Origin of the sequence: Paenibacillus sp. CAA11, from assembly GCF_003060825.1 — a bacterium.
In the GTDB taxonomy this organism is placed as follows: Bacteria; Bacillota; Bacilli; order Paenibacillales; family Paenibacillaceae; genus Fontibacillus.
In genome coordinates, this window is the sequence record NZ_CP028922.1 from 29,329 (window position 1) to 46,502 (window position 17,174).

Below are 17,174 nucleotides of genomic sequence, written 5' to 3' on the forward strand. Positions count from 1 at the left end.
GTTTTTTAATTAAAAAAACAGAGTTTATTACAGATTTTTAACCATTTTTTTAAAAAAACGTAGTTGATCTCTCCTTTACAACATGGTTCCAAAAAGGATAGAATCTTTTCAGTAATGGATTTGCGTCATTCGGCTACGCCGGAACGTCAGTCCTTACATGGTTCCATGAACCAGTCTCGCTGAATCTCCTATTTCTGGAGAACGGGGGAACCGATGCGCTGAAGCTTGCTTTGATTTAATGCTACTTGATGGGCTTCAAGCATTTCGATTTCTTTACCGGGTCTTTGGGGTGAATTTGAGGTCACTCGCCATGAGCGGGTGAACTGAGATAGGGCGTCTCTCTACGCCCGAACCCGACAGCTAACCCCGTAAGCGTCATATGAGAGAGGCAACCTCGTGCGTCCTATCAAGCATCCAAGACATTTTCGGAAGCCACGAAAGAGTTCCTCTAACTCTTTCTATGGCTTCTTTTGTTTTGAATAAAACTGATAGGCACGTCATACTGTTGTAAAACGGGGGTGACTTTATGCCAAACAGACTGGGGAAGGATGCGGAATGCAGGGCTTTATAGCGTTCCGTAAAAAATCGGTATATAGTCGCGTCATATGTAATCATGCATCAACCTAGACGGCGAGGCTATGGAGGAGGACGGAAGAAGTGGGCGTGTTCAGAAAGAACGAAACAACCCATGGTTCACGATCATCCAGTATGTCTTACGCGTTGCGATGGAAGCATGACAAGGTACGTCTCATTTCAATATTCGCTATATTAGCCATCGCGGTAGTTTGCATCGTATTGGCCTGGGTATACGGTCAGGCGAGCAAGAGCATTCATCTGGTAATTGACGGGAAGGAGCAAACCGTTGAGACTCGAACCTCATCGGTGGGGTCCCTGCTGGATGAACAATCCATCGAGCTTAAACCGCAGGATGATATTTCAGCTGCAGTAGACAGTGAGCTTAAGGACGGCGATCAGATCGTGATTGACCGCGCTGTGAAAGTTACTGTGCTTGCTGACGGCAAGAGCAATAGCTACTACACCACAGAAGATACCGTTAAGAGCGTCTTTACCAAACTAGGCGTTTCTGTATCGGAACAAGATAAAGTGTATCCTTCGCTTTCAGCCGGCATTACTCCCGACTTGAAAATCCGTGTAGTCCGCGTGAACAAACATACGGTAGAGGAGCCGATTACAGTTCCTTATCAGGTCGTGAAGAAGAAAGATCCTACCCTGCTTGTCGGCAAGACCAAGGTGGTTCAGCAAGGCAGCAACGGTAAGGTCGTGAGCCGAGTAGAGAAAGTGTTTCAGGACGGAGAATTTGTCTCTAAGAGATGGCTGAACAAGACGGTCGAGAAGAAGCCCCAGGCGAAGATCATTGCCGTCGGCACGAAGAAGCCCGAGCCGGTTAAGCCTAAGCCCGAGGTCCTGTCTGCCAGCATCACCCGGGAACCCGGAGCGGTGAAGATAAGCCAGAACAATAAGGTCACTAAGGGCGGCGTAAGTTTTAAATATAAAAAGCTGATTAAAAATGTATCCATGACGGCCTACTCCTCGGAGGAAAGCGGAATTGGAACGAAGACAGCATCAGGAACAAGCGTAACGGAAGGCAGAACGATTGCGGTTGACCCGAAAGTGATCCCACTGGGCTGGTGGGTATATATTGAGGGGGTAGGCTTCCGCCGTGCGGAAGATACCGGTGGCGCCATTAAAGGCAACAAAATCGATGTGTATTATGATAGTTTAAAAACGGCCAATAAATTTGGACGTAAGAAGGGCCGCACCGTGTATGTGATTGGACCAACCAAACCGGAGCTGAACTGATCCGTTTACTTTAAGAATATAATTCGTTATTATATTGATATAATTACGTTAAACTAAGAAGAGGAGCTTTCCTCTTCTTTTTGTTTTACACGGAAAGGACGGCGCAAGGTGATTAAGGAAGTCATTGTTGTCGAGGGAAAAGACGATACCGTTGCAATCAAGCGGGCGGTAGAAGCCGACACGATCGAGACGGGAGGCTCGGCTATTGGTCCGGCGGTTCTCCGCCGAATTGAGCTGGCTCAAGAGAGACGGGGCGTGATTATCTTTACAGATCCTGATCATGCAGGGGAACGCATTCGCAAGATTGTTGCCGCGCGCGTGCCAGGCTGTAAACATGCATTCCTGACGCTGGCTGATGCCACTCGGGCAGGAGACATCGGGGTGGAGAATGCGTCCCCTGAAGCGATCAGAGCGGCCCTTGAGCGTGTGCGGAGCGAGGCACCCGAGGAGGAAAGTCTGATCGATTGGGAAGACTTAATAGACGCGGGACTGATTGTGCACCCGCAGGCTGCTGCCCGGCGGCGTTATATGGGCGAGCTGCTCGGCATCGGATACTGCAACGGAAAGCAATTCCACAAGCGCCTTCGGATCTTCCGAATCACACCGCAGGAGTTCGCGGCGGCGCTGAGTCAATTGGAGGACAAAGGGGTCTAGAGGCAATATGAGCATGAGAGAAGATATATCCACGCCGAGGCGCACCAAAGAGATTATTCAGCGGCATGGATTTTCATTTAAGAAAAGTCTGGGTCAGAACTTTCTGATTGACCAGAATATCCTTGGGAAAATCGTGGGCTCCGCGGGTCTGGATGCCTCCAAGGCGGCCTTGGAGATCGGTCCGGGGATTGGGGCCTTAACCGAGAAGCTGGCTGAAGTCAGCAGCAAGGTGGTCGCCATTGAGATTGATCAGCGGCTGATTCCCATCCTGGATGAGGTATTGGAACCTTATCCGCACGTAAAGGTCGTACATGGGGATGTTCTCAAGCTGGACCTGAAGGAGCTGTTTGCGGAGGAGTTCGAAGCAGATACCCGGGTCAGCGTGGTCGCCAATCTCCCTTACTATGTCACCACCCCGATTCTGATGAAGCTGCTAGAGGAGCATCTTCCGCTGGAGAATATCGTGGTGATGATCCAGAAAGAAGTGGCTGAGCGGATGGCCGCCTCCCCGGGAGGCAAGGATTACGGCAGCTTGAGCATAGCGGTGCAGTATTTTAGCGAGCCGGAGCTGGTATGCATTGTACCGCATACGGTATTTATTCCACAGCCGAATGTAGATTCGGCCGTGATTCGGCTCAAGGTACGGAAAGAGCCGCCGGTGCATGTGGAGAATGAGGCGTTCTTCTTTATGCTGGTACAAGCTGCATTTGCCCAGCGTAGGAAGACGATCGCCAACAATCTGAAGAGCCGCTTCTTCGCCAAAGAAGGGCGGGAGGAGCTGGAGAGACTGTTGGCTGAAGCAGAGATTGAGCCTTCGCGGCGTGCGGAGACGTTAAGTATTGAAGAGTTTGCACGCTTAAGTAATATTTTCTACCGCCAGGGATTACAATAAGGAGACCCTGTGATTGCCGTGCAGGAACTTCACCTAATATGGGCTGGAGTGGAACCAATCCGGCCTCTCGCCCATACGATGGGAGAGAGGTGATGGAGTTGACCAACATTGGAGACCTAGTGGTCCGTAAATCATATGGCGGGGACGTCACGTTTCGTGTAACGGAAATGCGAAGCCATCAAGCAATTATCAAAGGGACGGATTTTCGGCTGTTGGCTGATGCTCCGCTGGAGGATCTCATTCATGCCAAAGATGCCGTGCCCAGTGAGAAGTCTCAGAGAGCTTATATCAAAGCGCAGCAGTCTGTGCAGAAGCTCCATCAGGACCGAGAGGCACAGGTAGAGCAGACTCGCAGCCGCCTTGCAGGAGATCGGAACTTAGCCGGGGCACAGTCTTATTTTGAGGTGCCGGGTACGGTGCTGCATTTGGACGGCGATCCTGCTTATCTGAAGAAGAGTCTTGATTTATATAAGAAGCTGCGCGTACCGGCACACGGACAATATGTGCCTGAGAATGCGATGGCCCAGGCTCTATATCGTCTTCTGCCCACCATCCAGCCTGATATCGTCGTGATAACAGGACATGATGGGGTGCTCAAGAGCAGAATTCATGGGGACTTGTACAGCTTGTCCAGTTATAAGAACTCCAGCAATTTCGTGGAAGCGATCCAGATTGCACGCCAGTACGAGCGTAACTTTGATGCATTAACTATTGTGGCTGGAGCCTGCCAATCGCACTTTGAAGCCCTGCTGCAGGCTGGAGCTAATTTTGCCAGCTCTCCGGGCCGGGTGCTGATTCACGCCCTGGATCCGGTCTATATTGCAGCCAAGTCGGCACTGACCTCTGTCCAAGGAACGATCCATATTACAGACGTGTTAAGTCATACGGTTAGTGGAATTCAAGGGGTAGGTGGCATTGAGACCCGAGGAAGTTATCGCATTGGCCTTCCTAAGCCGCAAGATCTGTCAAAGCTGAATGTGGTTCCTTCTGCAATCTAAGTGATTTTTCCATTCATTTACCTTACTTTCAGTTTCCAAAAAAAATCGTTGACAAATTATTTTTCACCCTGATATAATTATTTGTTTATTTGACAAACGCCTCTCTTTTTGATACAATGGACAAGGAAAGAGGTGGTCACAGGGTATGGCGAAAAATGCGCTGTCAGAAATTAAACACAATCTCGATGCTTACGTGGGCCAAAAGATTATGCTGCGGGCGAATGGCGGTCGCCGAAAGACTGTTGAACGCACAGGTGTTTTAGAGGAAACCTACCCCTCTGTCTTTATTGTTAAGCTGGACGAGGAGCAAGAGACGTTTAAGAGAGTGTCTTACAGTTATGCTGATATACTTACTGAATCCGTGGAAGTTACCCTTTGCGACGATACCAGCGGGGTACGGATTTCGTATATGAAGTCGTGAGCATCTAAGTTTTTACTAAAGCGGCGGTCCCTTCAGAAGGGGCCGTTTTTTTATTTGGCGCTGCAGGAAAGTTTCTCAGAGTATGAAGCGCTAAGCGAAATCAAATAATATCCCTAAAGGAGGGATGACATGTCACGCCGCAGAAGAAGTGTAATGTCGGAGAGCTTGAAGGTTGAACTCGCGAAGGAGCTTGGCTTCTATAACACCGTTCAGGAAGAAGGATGGGGTGGAATCAAGGCCAAAGATGCAGGCAATATGGTGAAGCGGGCGATACAGCTTGCTGAACAGGCAGCCTCACGCCAGCCTTAAAGCCTATAAGCTTGGAGCTTCTCTCACAAGAGAGGGCTTCATTTTTTTGTTGGAAGAGGATTTTAGATGAGGTTTCTGTTAAGATATGAAAAATAAGGGCACTGCAAGATATGGGAATAGACTTAGAACTACGTATCCCCTATAATATGTTGAGTCGTTTTTGATGGAGATCCTGGATGGTGGGTGAACGCCTTGAAAATTTATGAGAAAGCGCCGGCCAAGATCAATTTGATGTTGGACGTATTACATAAACGCCCCGATGGGTATCATGAGGTTGAGATGATTATGACGATGGTCGATTTGGCCGATCGTCTTGAATTAAAGGAGCTGCCCGGAGATTCGATTATTATCTCCAGTCAGGCTGGATATATCCCGCTGGACGAGAAGAATCTGGCCTTCCAGGCAGCCCGGCTCATTAAGGAACGTTATCAGGTTCGAAAGGGAGTCCATATCCATCTGGATAAGCATATTCCTGTAGCTGCCGGACTTGCGGGTGGAAGCAGCGATGCCGCTGCGGCACTGCGGGGGCTGAACCGGCTGTGGGACTTAGGGATTACTAGCGAGGAGTTACAAACATTAGGGGCGGAGCTTGGTTCGGATGTACCCTTTTGTGTGACGGGGGGAACGGCACTTGCTACAGGACGCGGAGAACTGCTGACGCCTTTGCCTGATCCGCCTCAATGCTGGGTCGTATTAGCAAAACTACCGATTAACGTATCGACAGCTGAGGTGTATGGGCGCTTCCGCAGCCATAAGGTGCAGAGCCACCCCTCTGCTCAGCAGATGATTCAAGCCATTGAGCAAGGCTCCTTCAGCCAGGTTTGCGAAAGGCTTGGCAATGTGCTGGAGGATGTAACGATGGAGCTTCATCCGGAGGTTAGGCAGCTCAAAGAAACTATGCAGCGCCTAGGTGCGGATGGTGTGCTGATGTCAGGCAGCGGCCCGACGGTGTTTGGGCTTGTTTCAAAAGAAGCTAAAGTGGCTCGCATTTATAACGGGCTTCGTGGATTTTGTAAAGAAGTATATGCCGTACGGTTGTTGACTTAAAATAACTCCTCGCAAAATTACGGGGATATAATTGCATAAACCCGTACAAAAATGGTATATTTGCTATAAAATATTCGGATTTTCTAGCGAGGGGTCTTTCGTGAAAAAATTAAAAAGAAGTGCACGTTTGGTTGAAATGACCCAGTACCTGTTGTTTCGTCCACATCAGCTAATTCCGCTGACGACATTTGCTGACCGGTATGGAGCGGCGAAGTCATCTATTAGTGAGGATTTGGCGATCATTAAGGAAGTGTTCGAGGATGAGGGCACTGGGGAGCTTCATACTTTGGCTGGGGCAGCTGGCGGCGTAAAATTTATCCCTAAGATGGGAGGAAATCGCGCTAAGGAGTTCATTGATCACCTGTGCCAGATGCTCTCCGATCCGGATCGGATTCTGCCGGGCGGTTATCTATATATGTCCGATGTGTTGGGGCTGCCGAACTTAATGAACGAAGCCGGTAAGCTATTTGCCACTGTGTTTGCTGACCGGGCGATCGATGTTATCATGACGGTGGAGACCAAGGGGATTCCTCTTGCCTATGCGACTGGAGCCCAGCTTAACCTGCCTGTTGTCCTAGTCCGCCGTGACCATCAGGTAACGGAAGGGTCGGCTGTTAGCATCAATTATGTCTCAGGCTCCCATAAGAGTCTGCATACGATGACGTTGTCGCGCCGCGCCCTGAAGGAGAAGTCCCGGGTGCTTATCGTGGACGACTTTATGAAGGCGGGAGGTACCATTCAAGGGATGGTGGATCTTTTGGCCGAATTTGATGCTACCGTAGCCGGGGTTGGCGTATTGGTCGAATCGGGCGAAGTAGATACGGAACAAAGGCTTTTACATGATTATGTGTCCCTAGCCACTTTGGCTAATGTGGATCCTAAGGTCAAAGAAATTACAGTGAAGCCAGGTAATTATTTTAGCTCTCGAGCGTAACAGGAACTCTGTCGAAACCAAGCTCAAATGACATCGGATTAGGCTGTAAATTGTCGAATTCATTAATCTGTAAAAAAAATTCCTGATTTTAGGGCTTTTTGTTCGTAAAAAAAAAGGATTTTCGTTTGCTGTGTGGAATATTACACCAAGTCTCCGAATGGAAAAAGGTGGTGAACACACATGCAAATTACGGATGTAAGACTCCGCCGGGTAAGCTCTGAAGGCAGAATGAAGGCAATCGCTTCCATTACCATCGATAACGAATTCGTAGTCCACGATATTCGCGTCATTGATGGCAATAACGGAATGTTTGTTGCTATGCCGAGCAAACGCACGCCGGATGGGGAATTCCGAGACATCGCGCATCCGATTTCTTCCGGAACCCGCGAGAAGATTCAAGCTGCTGTACTCGCAGAGTACGAGCGCGCTGCGGTCGAAGAGGAAGTTATCGAAGAAGGGGCTTAAGTTGTAGGTTAAGTAAGTCTAATTGGGGTTCAAGAAAGAGGGCCATGTAACATGGCTCTCTTTTCTTTTTGTCCAGAATAAGATATATTCAGATATGAGTTCAAGAGAAGGAGGCCGAGGACTTGAAGAGATTAGCCATTGTCCTTGCCGCAGGCCAAGGAAAACGGATGAAGTCCAAGCTTTACAAAGTGCTCCATCCTGTATGCGGTAAACCGATGGTCGGACACGTTTTGGATGCCGTGAATAAAGTGAACTGCGAACGAAGTGTTGTAGTGGTAGGTCACGGGGCAGAAGCCGTTCGATCTTATCTTGGAACAACAGCAGAGTATGTACTGCAAGAGCAACAGCTCGGTACGGGTCATGCCGTAAAGCAGGCGAAGGCGCTTCTAGGCGGCGAGGAAGGAACAACCGTCGTAGTTTGCGGCGATACCCCGCTCGTGACACCGGAGACGCTGGAGGCTCTTTTCGCGCTTCATGAAGAACAGGGTGCCGCGGTTACGGTGCTTACTGCATCGATGGACAACCCTCAAGGGTATGGCCGCGTTATTCGGGGAGCTGACAGTGCGGTGCAGCGCATTGTGGAGCAGAAGGACTGTTCGCCGGAAGAGGATGCCGTTAAGGAGATCAATACCGGCACATACTGCTTCGATAATGCGAAGCTGTTCGCCGCACTTGAGAAGGTTACCAATCAAAATGCACAGCAAGAATACTATTTAACCGATGTAGTCGGCATTCTGGTGGCAGAAGGCGAAAAAGCCTGCGCCCACATGACGAAAGACACAGAAGAATCCATAGGTGTGAATGACCGGGTTGCGCTCTCCGAGGCGGAATCTTTCATGCGCCGGCGTATTGTGAAAAAGCATATGCTGGGCGGCGTAACAATTATTGATCCTAGCTCCACTTATATTGGTGCCGATGTAGAGATCGGCGCGGATACCGTTATTTATCCGGGCACAACGATCAGCGGCAAGACAGTGATTGGCGAAGAATGTATCATCGGGCCTCATTCTGAGATTGAAGACTGTATTCTACGGGATAAAGTTACGGTTAAGCACTCCGTGCTCTGTCAGGCAGAGGCGGGCAGTGAGACTACCATTGGTCCTTTTGCATACCTCCGTCCTGGAGCAAAGCTGGGCGAGCATGTGAAGATCGGAGATTTTGTAGAGATTAAGAACGCAACATTGGATGATGGGTCAAAAGTGTCCCATTTGAGCTATGTAGGGGATGCGCTTGTTGGCAAAAATGTCAATATCGGCTGTGGAGCAATAACGGTCAATTACGATGGTTATAATAAATCCATTACCGAGATTGGAGACGACGCCTTTGTTGGCAGTAATGTCAACCTGGTGGCTCCAGTCAAGATTGGCCGCGGAGCTTATGTGGTAGCCGGATCTACGATTACCCATAATGTGCCTGATAGCGATTTGGCTATTGCACGTCAGCGTCAAGAGAACAAGCCTGGTTATGCGGATAAGATTCGCGCCCGCGCCAAAGCGAAGAAAGAAAGAGAGCAGCAATCATAAATAGCCGCACTCCTTTTTAGCGAAAGAGGCTAGGCATGCACGGAACATTTCAGGTGACCTTGTGGATTGATCTAAAGCCCGGTCATTTGGCTGCCGGGTATGCGGCGTCAGCAAGGGCAGCCGCCCGCAGTTTCTTTAGTTCAATCTATACAGCACGGAGGGTTTTTATTAATGACTTATTTTGATTCTAAGTTGAAGATATTTACTTGTAACTCCAATCCCAAGCTTGCTAACCAGATTGCCGATTATATTGGTATTCCTATGGGTGATTCGGATACTACAAGCTTTAGTGATGGGGAAATTCAGGTGAAGCTGTCGGAAAGTGTGCGTGGCTCACACGTTTACGTCGTTCAGTCGACCTGTGCTCCGGTAAATGATAATCTGATGGAGCTGCTTGTTATGGTAGATGCGCTTAAGCGGGCTTCCGCTAAGAGTATCAACGTTGTGATCCCGTATTACGGATATGCTCGTCAAGACCGTAAAGCTCGCTCGCGCGATCCAATTACAGCAAAGCTTGTAGCGAACCTGATTGAGAAGGCAGGCGCGCACCGGGTCATCACCATGGACCTGCACGCCATGCAGATCCAAGGCTTCTTCGATATTCCAGTGGACCATATGCTGGGTGTGCCTATTTTGGCCCAATATTTCCGCTCGAAGAATATCGAGAACCCGGTTGTTGTATCTCCTGACCACGGCGGCGTAGTACGGGCGCGCAAGCTTGCAGACTTCCTGAATGCCCCTCTGGCTATTATCGATAAGAGACGGCCAGAGCCGAATGTCAGCGAGGTTATGAATATTATCGGTAATATTGAGGGTAAGACGGCGATTCTGATCGATGATATTATCGATACAGCAGGAACCATCGTACTGGGCGCAAATGCGCTGAAGGAAGGCGGAGTTAAAGAGGTGTACGCTTGCTGTACACACCCTGTTCTCTCTGGTCCCGCTATGGAACGGCTGGAGAACTCTCCTCTGAAGGAAGTAATCGTAACCGACTCCATTCCGATTACTCATCCGAACCCGACGAGCAAGCTGAAGGTGCTGTCGGTAGCTCCGCTGCTTGGCGAAGCCATTATTCGTGTGCATGAGGAACTGTCAATCAGTAAGCTGTTTGAGATTGAATAATATAGAAACAACAAATAGGGGTTACCCTTCCCGGCAGTGAATGACGGGAGGAGTAACCCCTGCCTTGCATATTAGGGACATCTCAAATCAAATGAAAGCTGTCCTAGGGACAAGGCTGTTTAATAGCCGGGACGGGAAATGAAGGTGAACGCTATCCGGCTGTATAGCGTTCCACCGATTTCTACAAAATCGGCGTCATATCCCGTAATTCTACCAATTCCCGTGTATACTCCCTTGCGGTAAACCTGAACCGGAATATGGTGTTCAAGATGCTGTCGGAAGTGGGAATCCTGAATGAGCTCGGAGCCGAATGCCAGCAAGGTAGCTTCACCTTCTCTAGTTGAATTGGAGAACCTCATATATTCATTCTATTCTAACAAAAGAAAGGGCGCCAGACCATGAAGTGGATCGTAGGCCTAGGTAATCCAGGGCCAAATTATGACAAAACCAGACATAATATCGGATTTATGGCGCTGGACGAGCTTGCCGCCCGTCACAGCATGGAGATCCGTCAAAATAAATGCAAGGCTTTGATCGGTGAAGGGCACATTGGCGGAACTAAGGTTGCATTGATTAAGCCGATGACCTATATGAACCTGTCGGGGGAATCGGTAAGGGCTTATATGGACTATTACAAGGTGCCTCTGGAAGATCTGATTGTTGTCTATGACGATATGGATACAGAGATCGGGAAAATCCGGCTTCGTTATCAGGGAAGCGCCGGAGGACATAACGGCATTAAGTCGATTATTCAGCATACCGGAACACAGGTGTTTAACCGGGTACGAATGGGGATTTCACGGCCTAATCCAGGTTACCCGATTGTTGATTACGTGCTTTCCCCGTTCCCAAAACAGGAACACGAGCTGCTTAAGAAGTCCATAGAGGATGCATGCGACGCGCTTGAGTATAGCCTCAGCCATACCTTTGAGCAGACGATGGCGAAGTTTAACCGGTAAATAAGGGCTAATAGCCCTTTAATGCGGGCATACTGAGGGTATATTGGAACCTTCAGGAGGCATATAGATGGCTATAAACTATGTTTGCAGGCATTGCCGGACGTTTATCGGAAGAATAGACTCGCCTTCGGTTTCGGAGGCAGAGCTAGGTTTTCATTCCTTGACCCCCGAGGAGCGTAGGGATATAATAGCGTATGATTCCAGCGGTGAAATGACGGTTCGGGTAACTTGTGATTACTGCAAAGAGGCGATGGAGCATCATCCGGAGCTCATGCTTCTAGCGAATCCGCTGCAATAAGACAAGTCAGAATCCGAAAGCCTCTATGACGCTATTGGAGCCTTGGCCACAACGCTGAGGCTTATTTTTGGTTAGAATTAAGAGAACGTATCCTGGAGAGGGAAGGGATCTTCCTTTTTCAGGATGAATATAAGAGAGGTGCCCCTTTTGTTACAAGCACTTATACAAGCTTTTTCTAAAGACCCCGACTTCGGTTCATTAACGGCTGGAGTGGCAGCGGGCATGAAGGAGCAGCTGATTTCCGGCCTGTCGGGTTCATCCCGTCAGGTTATGCTTGCAGCACTGCATGAGGATATTCAGCGCCCTCTGCTTGTGGTTACACATAATATGTTTGCGGCCCAGAAGATTGCTGAAGATTTGCAGGAAGCGCTGTCAGCAGATCAGGTGCTTCTCTACCCGGCCAACGAATTGGTAGCTGCGGAAGCAGCGGTGTCTAGCCCTGAGACGCTGGCTCAGCGTATCGAAGTCCTGCTGAGATGCTCGCAGGGCTTTCGCGGCGTTGTCGTTGTCCCCTTCTCCGGGGTCCGCAGGCTGCTTCCCGCCCCGCAAGCGATGGCTGAGGCCAGCATTACGCTGACGCTGGGAGGGACAATACAGCTTGATTCCTTCCTTAGCAGCATGGTTGAACTGGGCTATGACCGGGTGGAGCGGGTGGAGTCCCGTGGGGAAATGAGTGTACGTGGTGGGATTATTGATTTCTATCCTCTTACGACCCCGCTCGCCTACCGTATTGAGCTGTTCGATGATGAGATTGATTCAATCCGGACCTTCGATCCGGCCGATCAGAGATCGGTAGATCAGGTCAAAGAAGTAGTCATTACACCAAGCAAGGAGCTCATCGCTTCATCGGAGCGCTTGACTCAAGCGGCTGAGGCCGTGAGAGTCCGGCTTGAGGCGCAGCTGGAGAAGATGACAGATCGTCAGGCCAAGCATCGTCTTGAGGAGGAAATCTCCAGAGAGATGGAGATGCTGAGGGAGCATGTGAATTTCCCGGAAATCTATAAATATATTTCTCTGATTTACCCTGAGCATGCTACGCTCTATGATTACATGCCGGAAGATACGCTGCTGATTATGGATGAACCGGCAAGGCTTCAGGAGACGGCGAAGCAGCTGGAGCGGGATGAATCGGAATGGAACCTCCATTTGTTCCAGAACGGCAAGAGCTTGCCAGAGCTTCCGTTGTCTATAGATAACCATAAAGCGCTGCATGATCGGTTCTTCCAGACGCTGTTCCTGTCTCTATTCCTGCGCCAGGTTCCGCATACGCAGCCGCAAAATATTTTGAATTTTGTAAGCCGGGCGATGCAAGACTTCCATGGACAGATGAATGTGCTCAAATCAGAGATGGACAGATGGAAGAAGAGCGGGGCTCATGTCGTGATGCTTGCCAGCAACGAAGAGCGGATGGAGCGAATGCGCCGGGTGCTGCAGGATTATAGCATTGACGAACCTGTACTCCTGCAGGGCAATTTGCAGACTGGATTCGAGCTTCCTTCCGTGCATCTGGTCGTCATTACGGAGGGAGAGATGTTCTCCCAGAAGCAGCGCAAGGCCCGCAAGGTAGGAAGAAATATCGACAATGCTGAGCGTATTAAGAGCTATACGGAGCTTAAGATCGGGGACTATGTGGTTCACCAGAACCACGGGATCGGGAAATACGTAGGCATTGGCACCCTTGAAATTAACGGCATTCATAAGGATTATATGCATATTCTGTATGCTGGCGGGGATAAGCTCTCAGTTCCGATTGATCAGATTGATCTGATTCAGAAATATGTAGGCTCTGAGGATAAGGAGCCTAAGGTATATAAGCTGGGCGGCAACGAGTGGACCCGGGTTAAGAACAAAGTTCGGTCTTCGGTTCAAGACATTGCGGATGATCTGATCAAGCTGTACGCCGAGCGGCAAGCATCGTCTGGGTACGGATTTGAGAAAGATTCGGCAGAACAGCAGGAGTTCGAGGCGATGTTCCCTTATGATGAGACTCGGGATCAGCTTCGGGCCATTGAAGAAATTAAGAAGGATATGGAGAGAAGCCGACCGATGGACCGGCTATTGTGCGGTGATGTAGGCTACGGGAAGACTGAAGTAGCGATTCGGGCCGCATTCAAGGCTGCTATTGAGGGCAAACAGGTTGCTGTGTTGGTGCCGACTACGATTTTGGCCCAGCAGCATTACGAGACGTTCCGCGAGAGATTCTCCGGATATCCGATTAATATTCAGGTTCTCAGCCGTTTTCGGAGCCGTAAGGAGCAGAATGAGACGATCAAAGGGGTACGTGCAGGAACGGTCGATGTTGTCATTGGAACCCATCGCCTGCTCTCGCAGGATATGGTGTTTAAGGATCTTGGTCTTCTGATTGTGGATGAAGAGCAGCGGTTCGGCGTTACCCATAAGGAGAAGCTGAAGAAGCTGAAGGTAAATGTGGACGTGCTGACCTTGACAGCTACTCCGATCCCCCGTACCCTTCACATGTCGATGCTGGGGGTACGGGATCTGTCTGTGATTGAGACCCCGCCGGAGAACCGCTTCCCGGTACAGACCTATGTGGTTGAGCATAGTCAGGCGCTGGTTCGTGAAGCGATTGAGCGGGAGCTTGCCCGCGGCGGGCAAGTGTACTATCTGTATAACCGCGTTCAGGGAATTCAAGAGATGGCTGCTCAGATCTCCGCGCTTGTGCCTGAGGCCAAGGTGGGGATTGGGCATGGGCAAATGTCTGAGCAAGAGCTGGAGAAGACAATCCTTGACTTCTTGGATGGCGAATATGATGTTCTGGTCGCTACAAGCATTATCGAGACCGGTGTAGATATTCCGAACGTAAATACGTTAATCGTACATGATGCGGACAAAATGGGGCTCTCCCAGCTGTATCAGCTGCGCGGGCGCGTTGGACGGTCCAACCGTATTGCTTATGCCTATTTCACTTATCAGCGGGATAAGTCGCTGACAGAGGTTGCAGAGAAGCGTCTGCAATCGATCAAGGAATTCACGGAACTGGGCTCCGGCTTTAAGATCGCGATGCGGGATCTATCAATCCGCGGGGCAGGTAACCTTCTGGGTGCGGAACAGCATGGTTTCATCGCTTCCGTAGGCTTTGACCTGTATTCCCAGATGCTTGCCGAGGAAATTCAGAAGCGTAAGGTAACGATGCTCGGTGAAGAGGCTCCGGCTGAAGAGGCCTTTACAACGACAATTGATCTGAGTATCGATGCCTACCTGCCGCCGGAATATATTTATGACAGTATCCAGAAGATTGAAATCTATAAGAAGGTTGCAGCAGTGGCCTCCTTTGAAGAGGTGGCCGAGCTGGCTGATGAGCTGCTGGACCGCTTCGGAGAGCCGCCTGCGGCTGTTGCCAACCTGCTCTCTGCTGCCCGCCTTAAGCTCTACGGGCGCCTGTGCAGAATTGACTCCATCACCCGGCGTGGAGATGAGGTCATCCTTAAATTCCATGAAGGCGGCATGAAGGATCTAGATGGAGCCAAACTGGCGACAATTGGAAATCGGTACGGAAGACGTGTACAATTTAGTCAAGGGCCCGAGATGGTCATCCATATGAAAGTCAAAGGTATGGAAGATCAGGAAATGCTGGACCTGTTAGAGCAATTCCTTGACGCTATCAAGGATTCATTTAAACCGAAAGGGGAACTACAAAATGTTACGAAGTAACAGCCGTTCCTGGAGAACCCTCCTGATCGCTATGATAGCCGTACTGGCTTTTTCCATGCTTGCAGGATGCGGTAAGAAGAACGATGAAGGCAACAAGACTGCGGAGACCAAGAAGGAAGACCAAACTAAGGTGGTTGCCACCTATGAAGGTGGAACCGTAACAGCGGCTGAGTTTGATCTGGAAAGCCGGATTATGGCATTAAGATCTCCTGAGATGGAACAGTATATGAAAGAGGATAGCATCAGACAGCAGCTGATCAAGCAGTTGATTGCCTTTAAATACTTGGCAGGGAAGGCTGACGCCAAGTCGAAGGAAGAAGGGGTCAAACAGGGTAAAGAGCAGCTTGACCAAGAGAAGAAGCGCCTGGGTGATGACCAGTTCAAGAAAATTCTTGACTCACAAAAAGTTACCGAGGATGAGCTGAAGGAATATTTGACCCGTAATTCCACTGTATTTGAGAGCCAGATTTCCAAGGTAACCGAAGATGAAATGAAGAAGGAATTCGAAAGTAAAAAGGATGACTACACGGTGGCTACCGTGCGTCATATTCTGATTAATTTCCAGGATCCTGAAGGTAAGGAGCGGACCAAGGAGGATGCGCTGAAGCTGGCCAAGGATATTAAGGCTAAGCTGGATAAAGGCGAGGACTTCGCCAAGCTGGCCAAGCAGTACTCTGAGGACCCAGGCTCTAAGGAAGCTGGCGGTCTATACAGCGAAAAGCCTGTAGGAACCTGGGTAGAAGCGTTCAAGAAGGCGGCTCTAACGCTTCCGCTGAATAAGATCAGTGATCCTGTAGAGACGGAATACGGATACCATATTATGCGGGTAGAGAAGCGCAAGACTAGAACCTATGAAGAAATAAGCCAAACGGAGAAGGATACGCTGAAGAATAACATCGCTTCTGCCGCATTGGACAAGTTCATGACAGGCGATCTGGAGAAGACTGTGGTTAAGAAGATTGATCTGCCAAAGGTTAGCAGCAGCAAATCTGGAGCTAAAAACTCTGGAACAACTGGGAACACTGGGACAACAAATGAAGATAAGTCCGGCAAATAACTGCCGGATTCGAATAACAAGGGAAGAAGGCAGCGCGATCTCGCGCTGCTTTTTTACTTTTTTAATGCTTTAAACCGCAACTAAACGACCAAACTGATGTATAAGGTTTTGGGAACAGATGAATACTATGGTCAAGATTTAAGCTAATATGGATAAGCAATGTGCTCTTGAACCAAATTTTCCGGGGACTCAATAAGCTAAAGCAATGTTTTCTGTATCCTAGAACAAAAAACGCCAAGCTGGTGTGCATAAGCGGCTGCCGGCTGCGACCAAACAACAGTAGTTCAAAACTTCTTAAGAAAGCGGGGCAACATGTAAAATGAAAGCTACTGGTATTGTACGTCGTATTGATGATCTTGGACGTGTGGTTATTCCTAAAGAAATACGCCGCACCCTACGGATTCGCGAAGGGGACCCTCTTGAAATCTTTGTGGATCGCGACGGAGAGGTTATTCTTAAAAAATATTCGCCAATCGGCGAGTTGGGGGATTTTGCGAAGGAGTATGCGGAATCCTTATATGAAAGCACCGGGCATATTACGTTAATTTCTGACCGGGACTCCATAATTACGCTAGCTGGTGCATCCAAGAAGGAGTATTTGGATAAGCAGGTGGGGAATCTGCTGGAGAATAGTATGGATAACCGCAAGATTGTCCTTGAGACCAATACCGGAACATATGAGATTAGCAAGGATAATGCAGAGAAAATATCGACATTTGTTATTGCCCCGATTATCGCGGGTGGTGACCCGATCGGAACGGTTGTCCTTATCAATAAGGATGAGTCGGTCAAAATGTCCCAGCTAGAGTCCAAGATGGCGGAGACCGCCGCAGGATTCCTTGGCAAGCAAATGGAGCAGTAAGAAGCAATAAGGCCTTGTCAGCCAATTAGGCTCTCGCCGTTCTTTCCTTACTCGGAAGAAGTGGCGGGAGCTTTTGCGTATAGACCAAAACCTTTTATAATGGAGAGATCAGAACAAGAGAGAAGCCGACCTAAGCA

17 protein-coding genes and 1 riboswitch are annotated in these 17,174 nt (G+C 49.3%); of the genes, 16 read left to right on the forward strand and 1 reads right to left on the reverse strand.

Features of this window, described 5'->3' with window-relative positions; translation table 11 throughout:
• The first annotated feature begins 167 nt into the window (after positions 1–167).
• A riboswitch (cyclic di-AMP (ydaO/yuaA leader) is annotated at positions 168–391 on the forward strand.
• 266 nt (positions 392–657) lie between these two features.
• The 11 genes from DCC85_RS00140 to DCC85_RS00190 all read left to right on the forward strand — a co-directional run bounded on the left by DCC85_RS00140 (position 658) and on the right by DCC85_RS00190 (position 10,189).
• Positions 658–1,821, forward strand: coding sequence for a resuscitation-promoting factor (locus DCC85_RS00140; RefSeq protein ID WP_108463749.1), 1,164 nt, complete (start codon positions 658–660; stop codon positions 1,819–1,821).
• A 108-nt stretch (positions 1,822–1,929) separates the two neighbouring features.
• Positions 1,930–2,475 carry a ribonuclease M5 gene (gene rnmV / locus DCC85_RS00145; protein WP_108463750.1) on the forward strand — a complete coding sequence of 182 codons (546 nt, stop codon included), beginning with the start codon at positions 1,930–1,932 and terminating at the stop codon, positions 2,473–2,475.
• A 7-nt stretch (positions 2,476–2,482) separates the two neighbouring features.
• Positions 2,483–3,367, forward strand: a complete 885-nt coding sequence (rsmA, locus tag DCC85_RS00150; RefSeq protein WP_108463751.1) for a 16S rRNA (adenine(1518)-N(6)/adenine(1519)-N(6))-dimethyltransferase RsmA — start codon at positions 2,483–2,485, stop codon at positions 3,365–3,367.
• A 92-nt stretch (positions 3,368–3,459) separates the two neighbouring features.
• Complete coding sequence (yabG, locus tag DCC85_RS00155) at positions 3,460–4,365, forward strand: sporulation peptidase YabG (protein ID WP_108463752.1); 906 nt, start codon at positions 3,460–3,462, stop codon at positions 4,363–4,365.
• A 145-nt stretch (positions 4,366–4,510) separates the two neighbouring features.
• Positions 4,511–4,786, forward strand: a complete 276-nt coding sequence (veg, locus tag DCC85_RS00160) for a biofilm formation stimulator Veg (RefSeq protein ID WP_108463753.1) — start codon at positions 4,511–4,513, stop codon at positions 4,784–4,786.
• A 129-nt stretch (positions 4,787–4,915) separates the two neighbouring features.
• Positions 4,916–5,095, forward strand: coding sequence for a small, acid-soluble spore protein, alpha/beta type (locus tag DCC85_RS00165; RefSeq protein WP_108463754.1), 180 nt, complete (start codon positions 4,916–4,918; stop codon positions 5,093–5,095).
• Between the two features lie 192 nt (positions 5,096–5,287).
• Positions 5,288–6,142, forward strand: a complete 855-nt coding sequence (ispE, locus tag DCC85_RS00170) for a 4-(cytidine 5'-diphospho)-2-C-methyl-D-erythritol kinase (RefSeq protein ID WP_108467641.1) — start codon at positions 5,288–5,290, stop codon at positions 6,140–6,142.
• A 100-nt stretch (positions 6,143–6,242) separates the two neighbouring features.
• A complete protein-coding gene (gene purR / locus DCC85_RS00175; protein ID WP_108463755.1) occupies positions 6,243–7,076 on the forward strand; it encodes a pur operon repressor in 834 nt (277 codons plus the stop codon).
• Between the two features lie 180 nt (positions 7,077–7,256).
• Complete coding sequence (gene spoVG / locus DCC85_RS00180) at positions 7,257–7,541, forward strand: septation regulator SpoVG (RefSeq protein WP_108463756.1); 285 nt, start codon at positions 7,257–7,259, stop codon at positions 7,539–7,541.
• A 122-nt stretch (positions 7,542–7,663) separates the two neighbouring features.
• Positions 7,664–9,064 carry a bifunctional UDP-N-acetylglucosamine diphosphorylase/glucosamine-1-phosphate N-acetyltransferase GlmU gene (gene glmU / locus DCC85_RS00185; protein ID WP_108463757.1) on the forward strand — a complete coding sequence of 467 codons (1,401 nt, stop codon included), beginning with the start codon at positions 7,664–7,666 and terminating at the stop codon, positions 9,062–9,064.
• A 171-nt stretch (positions 9,065–9,235) separates the two neighbouring features.
• Positions 9,236–10,189 (forward strand): ribose-phosphate diphosphokinase, encoded by a 954-nt coding sequence (locus tag DCC85_RS00190; RefSeq protein WP_108463758.1) that lies wholly within the window; start codon positions 9,236–9,238, stop codon positions 10,187–10,189.
• Positions 10,190–10,308: 119 nt separating this feature from the next.
• Here the strand turns inward: DCC85_RS00190 and DCC85_RS00195 are convergent, their stop codons facing one another.
• Positions 10,309–10,548 (reverse strand): hypothetical protein, encoded by a 240-nt coding sequence (locus tag DCC85_RS00195; RefSeq protein WP_199909956.1) that lies wholly within the window; start codon positions 10,546–10,548, stop codon positions 10,309–10,311.
• 39 nt (positions 10,549–10,587) lie between these two features.
• Between DCC85_RS00195 and pth the strand changes: the two genes are divergently transcribed.
• From pth to spoVT, 5 genes are all read left to right on the forward strand, one after another.
• Positions 10,588–11,148 carry an aminoacyl-tRNA hydrolase gene (gene pth / locus DCC85_RS00200; protein WP_108463760.1) on the forward strand — a complete coding sequence of 187 codons (561 nt, stop codon included), beginning with the start codon at positions 10,588–10,590 and terminating at the stop codon, positions 11,146–11,148.
• Between the two features lie 67 nt (positions 11,149–11,215).
• On the forward strand, positions 11,216–11,446 hold the full coding sequence (locus DCC85_RS00205) for an anti-sigma-F factor Fin (protein WP_108463761.1): 231 nt from the start codon (positions 11,216–11,218) through the stop codon (positions 11,444–11,446).
• Between the two features lie 147 nt (positions 11,447–11,593).
• Positions 11,594–15,118, forward strand: a complete 3,525-nt coding sequence (gene mfd, locus DCC85_RS00210; protein WP_108463762.1) for a transcription-repair coupling factor — start codon at positions 11,594–11,596, stop codon at positions 15,116–15,118.
• The gene (locus DCC85_RS00215; RefSeq protein ID WP_108463763.1) at positions 15,105–16,175 is read left to right on the forward strand and encodes a peptidylprolyl isomerase; all 1,071 of its coding nucleotides are present in this window, start codon (positions 15,105–15,107) and stop codon (positions 16,173–16,175) included. The genes mfd and DCC85_RS00215 overlap by 14 nt, the downstream gene beginning before the upstream one ends.
• A 319-nt stretch (positions 16,176–16,494) precedes the next feature.
• On the forward strand, positions 16,495–17,037 hold the full coding sequence (gene spoVT / locus DCC85_RS00220; protein ID WP_108463764.1) for a stage V sporulation protein T: 543 nt from the start codon (positions 16,495–16,497) through the stop codon (positions 17,035–17,037).
• Positions 17,038–17,174 lie beyond the last annotated feature (137 nt).

Excerpts from the sequence above, each read along its gene's own strand:
- spoVG (WP_108463756.1), top strand. The coding sequence starts at position 7,257 with ATGCAAATTACGGATGTAAGACTCCGCCGGGTAAGCTCTGAAGGCAGA.
- DCC85_RS00195 (WP_199909956.1), bottom strand. The coding sequence starts at position 10,548 with ATGAGGTTCTCCAATTCAACTAGAGAAGGTGAAGCTACCTTGCTGGCA.
- DCC85_RS00190 (WP_108463758.1), top strand. The coding sequence starts at position 9,236 with ATGACTTATTTTGATTCTAAGTTGAAGATATTTACTTGTAACTCCAAT.
- pth (WP_108463760.1), top strand. The coding sequence starts at position 10,588 with ATGAAGTGGATCGTAGGCCTAGGTAATCCAGGGCCAAATTATGACAAA.
- rsmA (WP_108463751.1), top strand. The coding sequence starts at position 2,483 with ATGAGCATGAGAGAAGATATATCCACGCCGAGGCGCACCAAAGAGATT.
- yabG (WP_108463752.1), top strand. The coding sequence starts at position 3,460 with ATGGAGTTGACCAACATTGGAGACCTAGTGGTCCGTAAATCATATGGC.
- DCC85_RS00165 (WP_108463754.1), top strand. The coding sequence starts at position 4,916 with ATGTCACGCCGCAGAAGAAGTGTAATGTCGGAGAGCTTGAAGGTTGAA.
- veg (WP_108463753.1), top strand. The coding sequence starts at position 4,511 with ATGGCGAAAAATGCGCTGTCAGAAATTAAACACAATCTCGATGCTTAC.
- spoVT (WP_108463764.1), top strand. The coding sequence starts at position 16,495 with ATGAAAGCTACTGGTATTGTACGTCGTATTGATGATCTTGGACGTGTG.
- DCC85_RS00215 (WP_108463763.1), top strand. The coding sequence starts at position 15,105 with ATGTTACGAAGTAACAGCCGTTCCTGGAGAACCCTCCTGATCGCTATG.
- DCC85_RS00205 (WP_108463761.1), top strand. The coding sequence starts at position 11,216 with ATGGCTATAAACTATGTTTGCAGGCATTGCCGGACGTTTATCGGAAGA.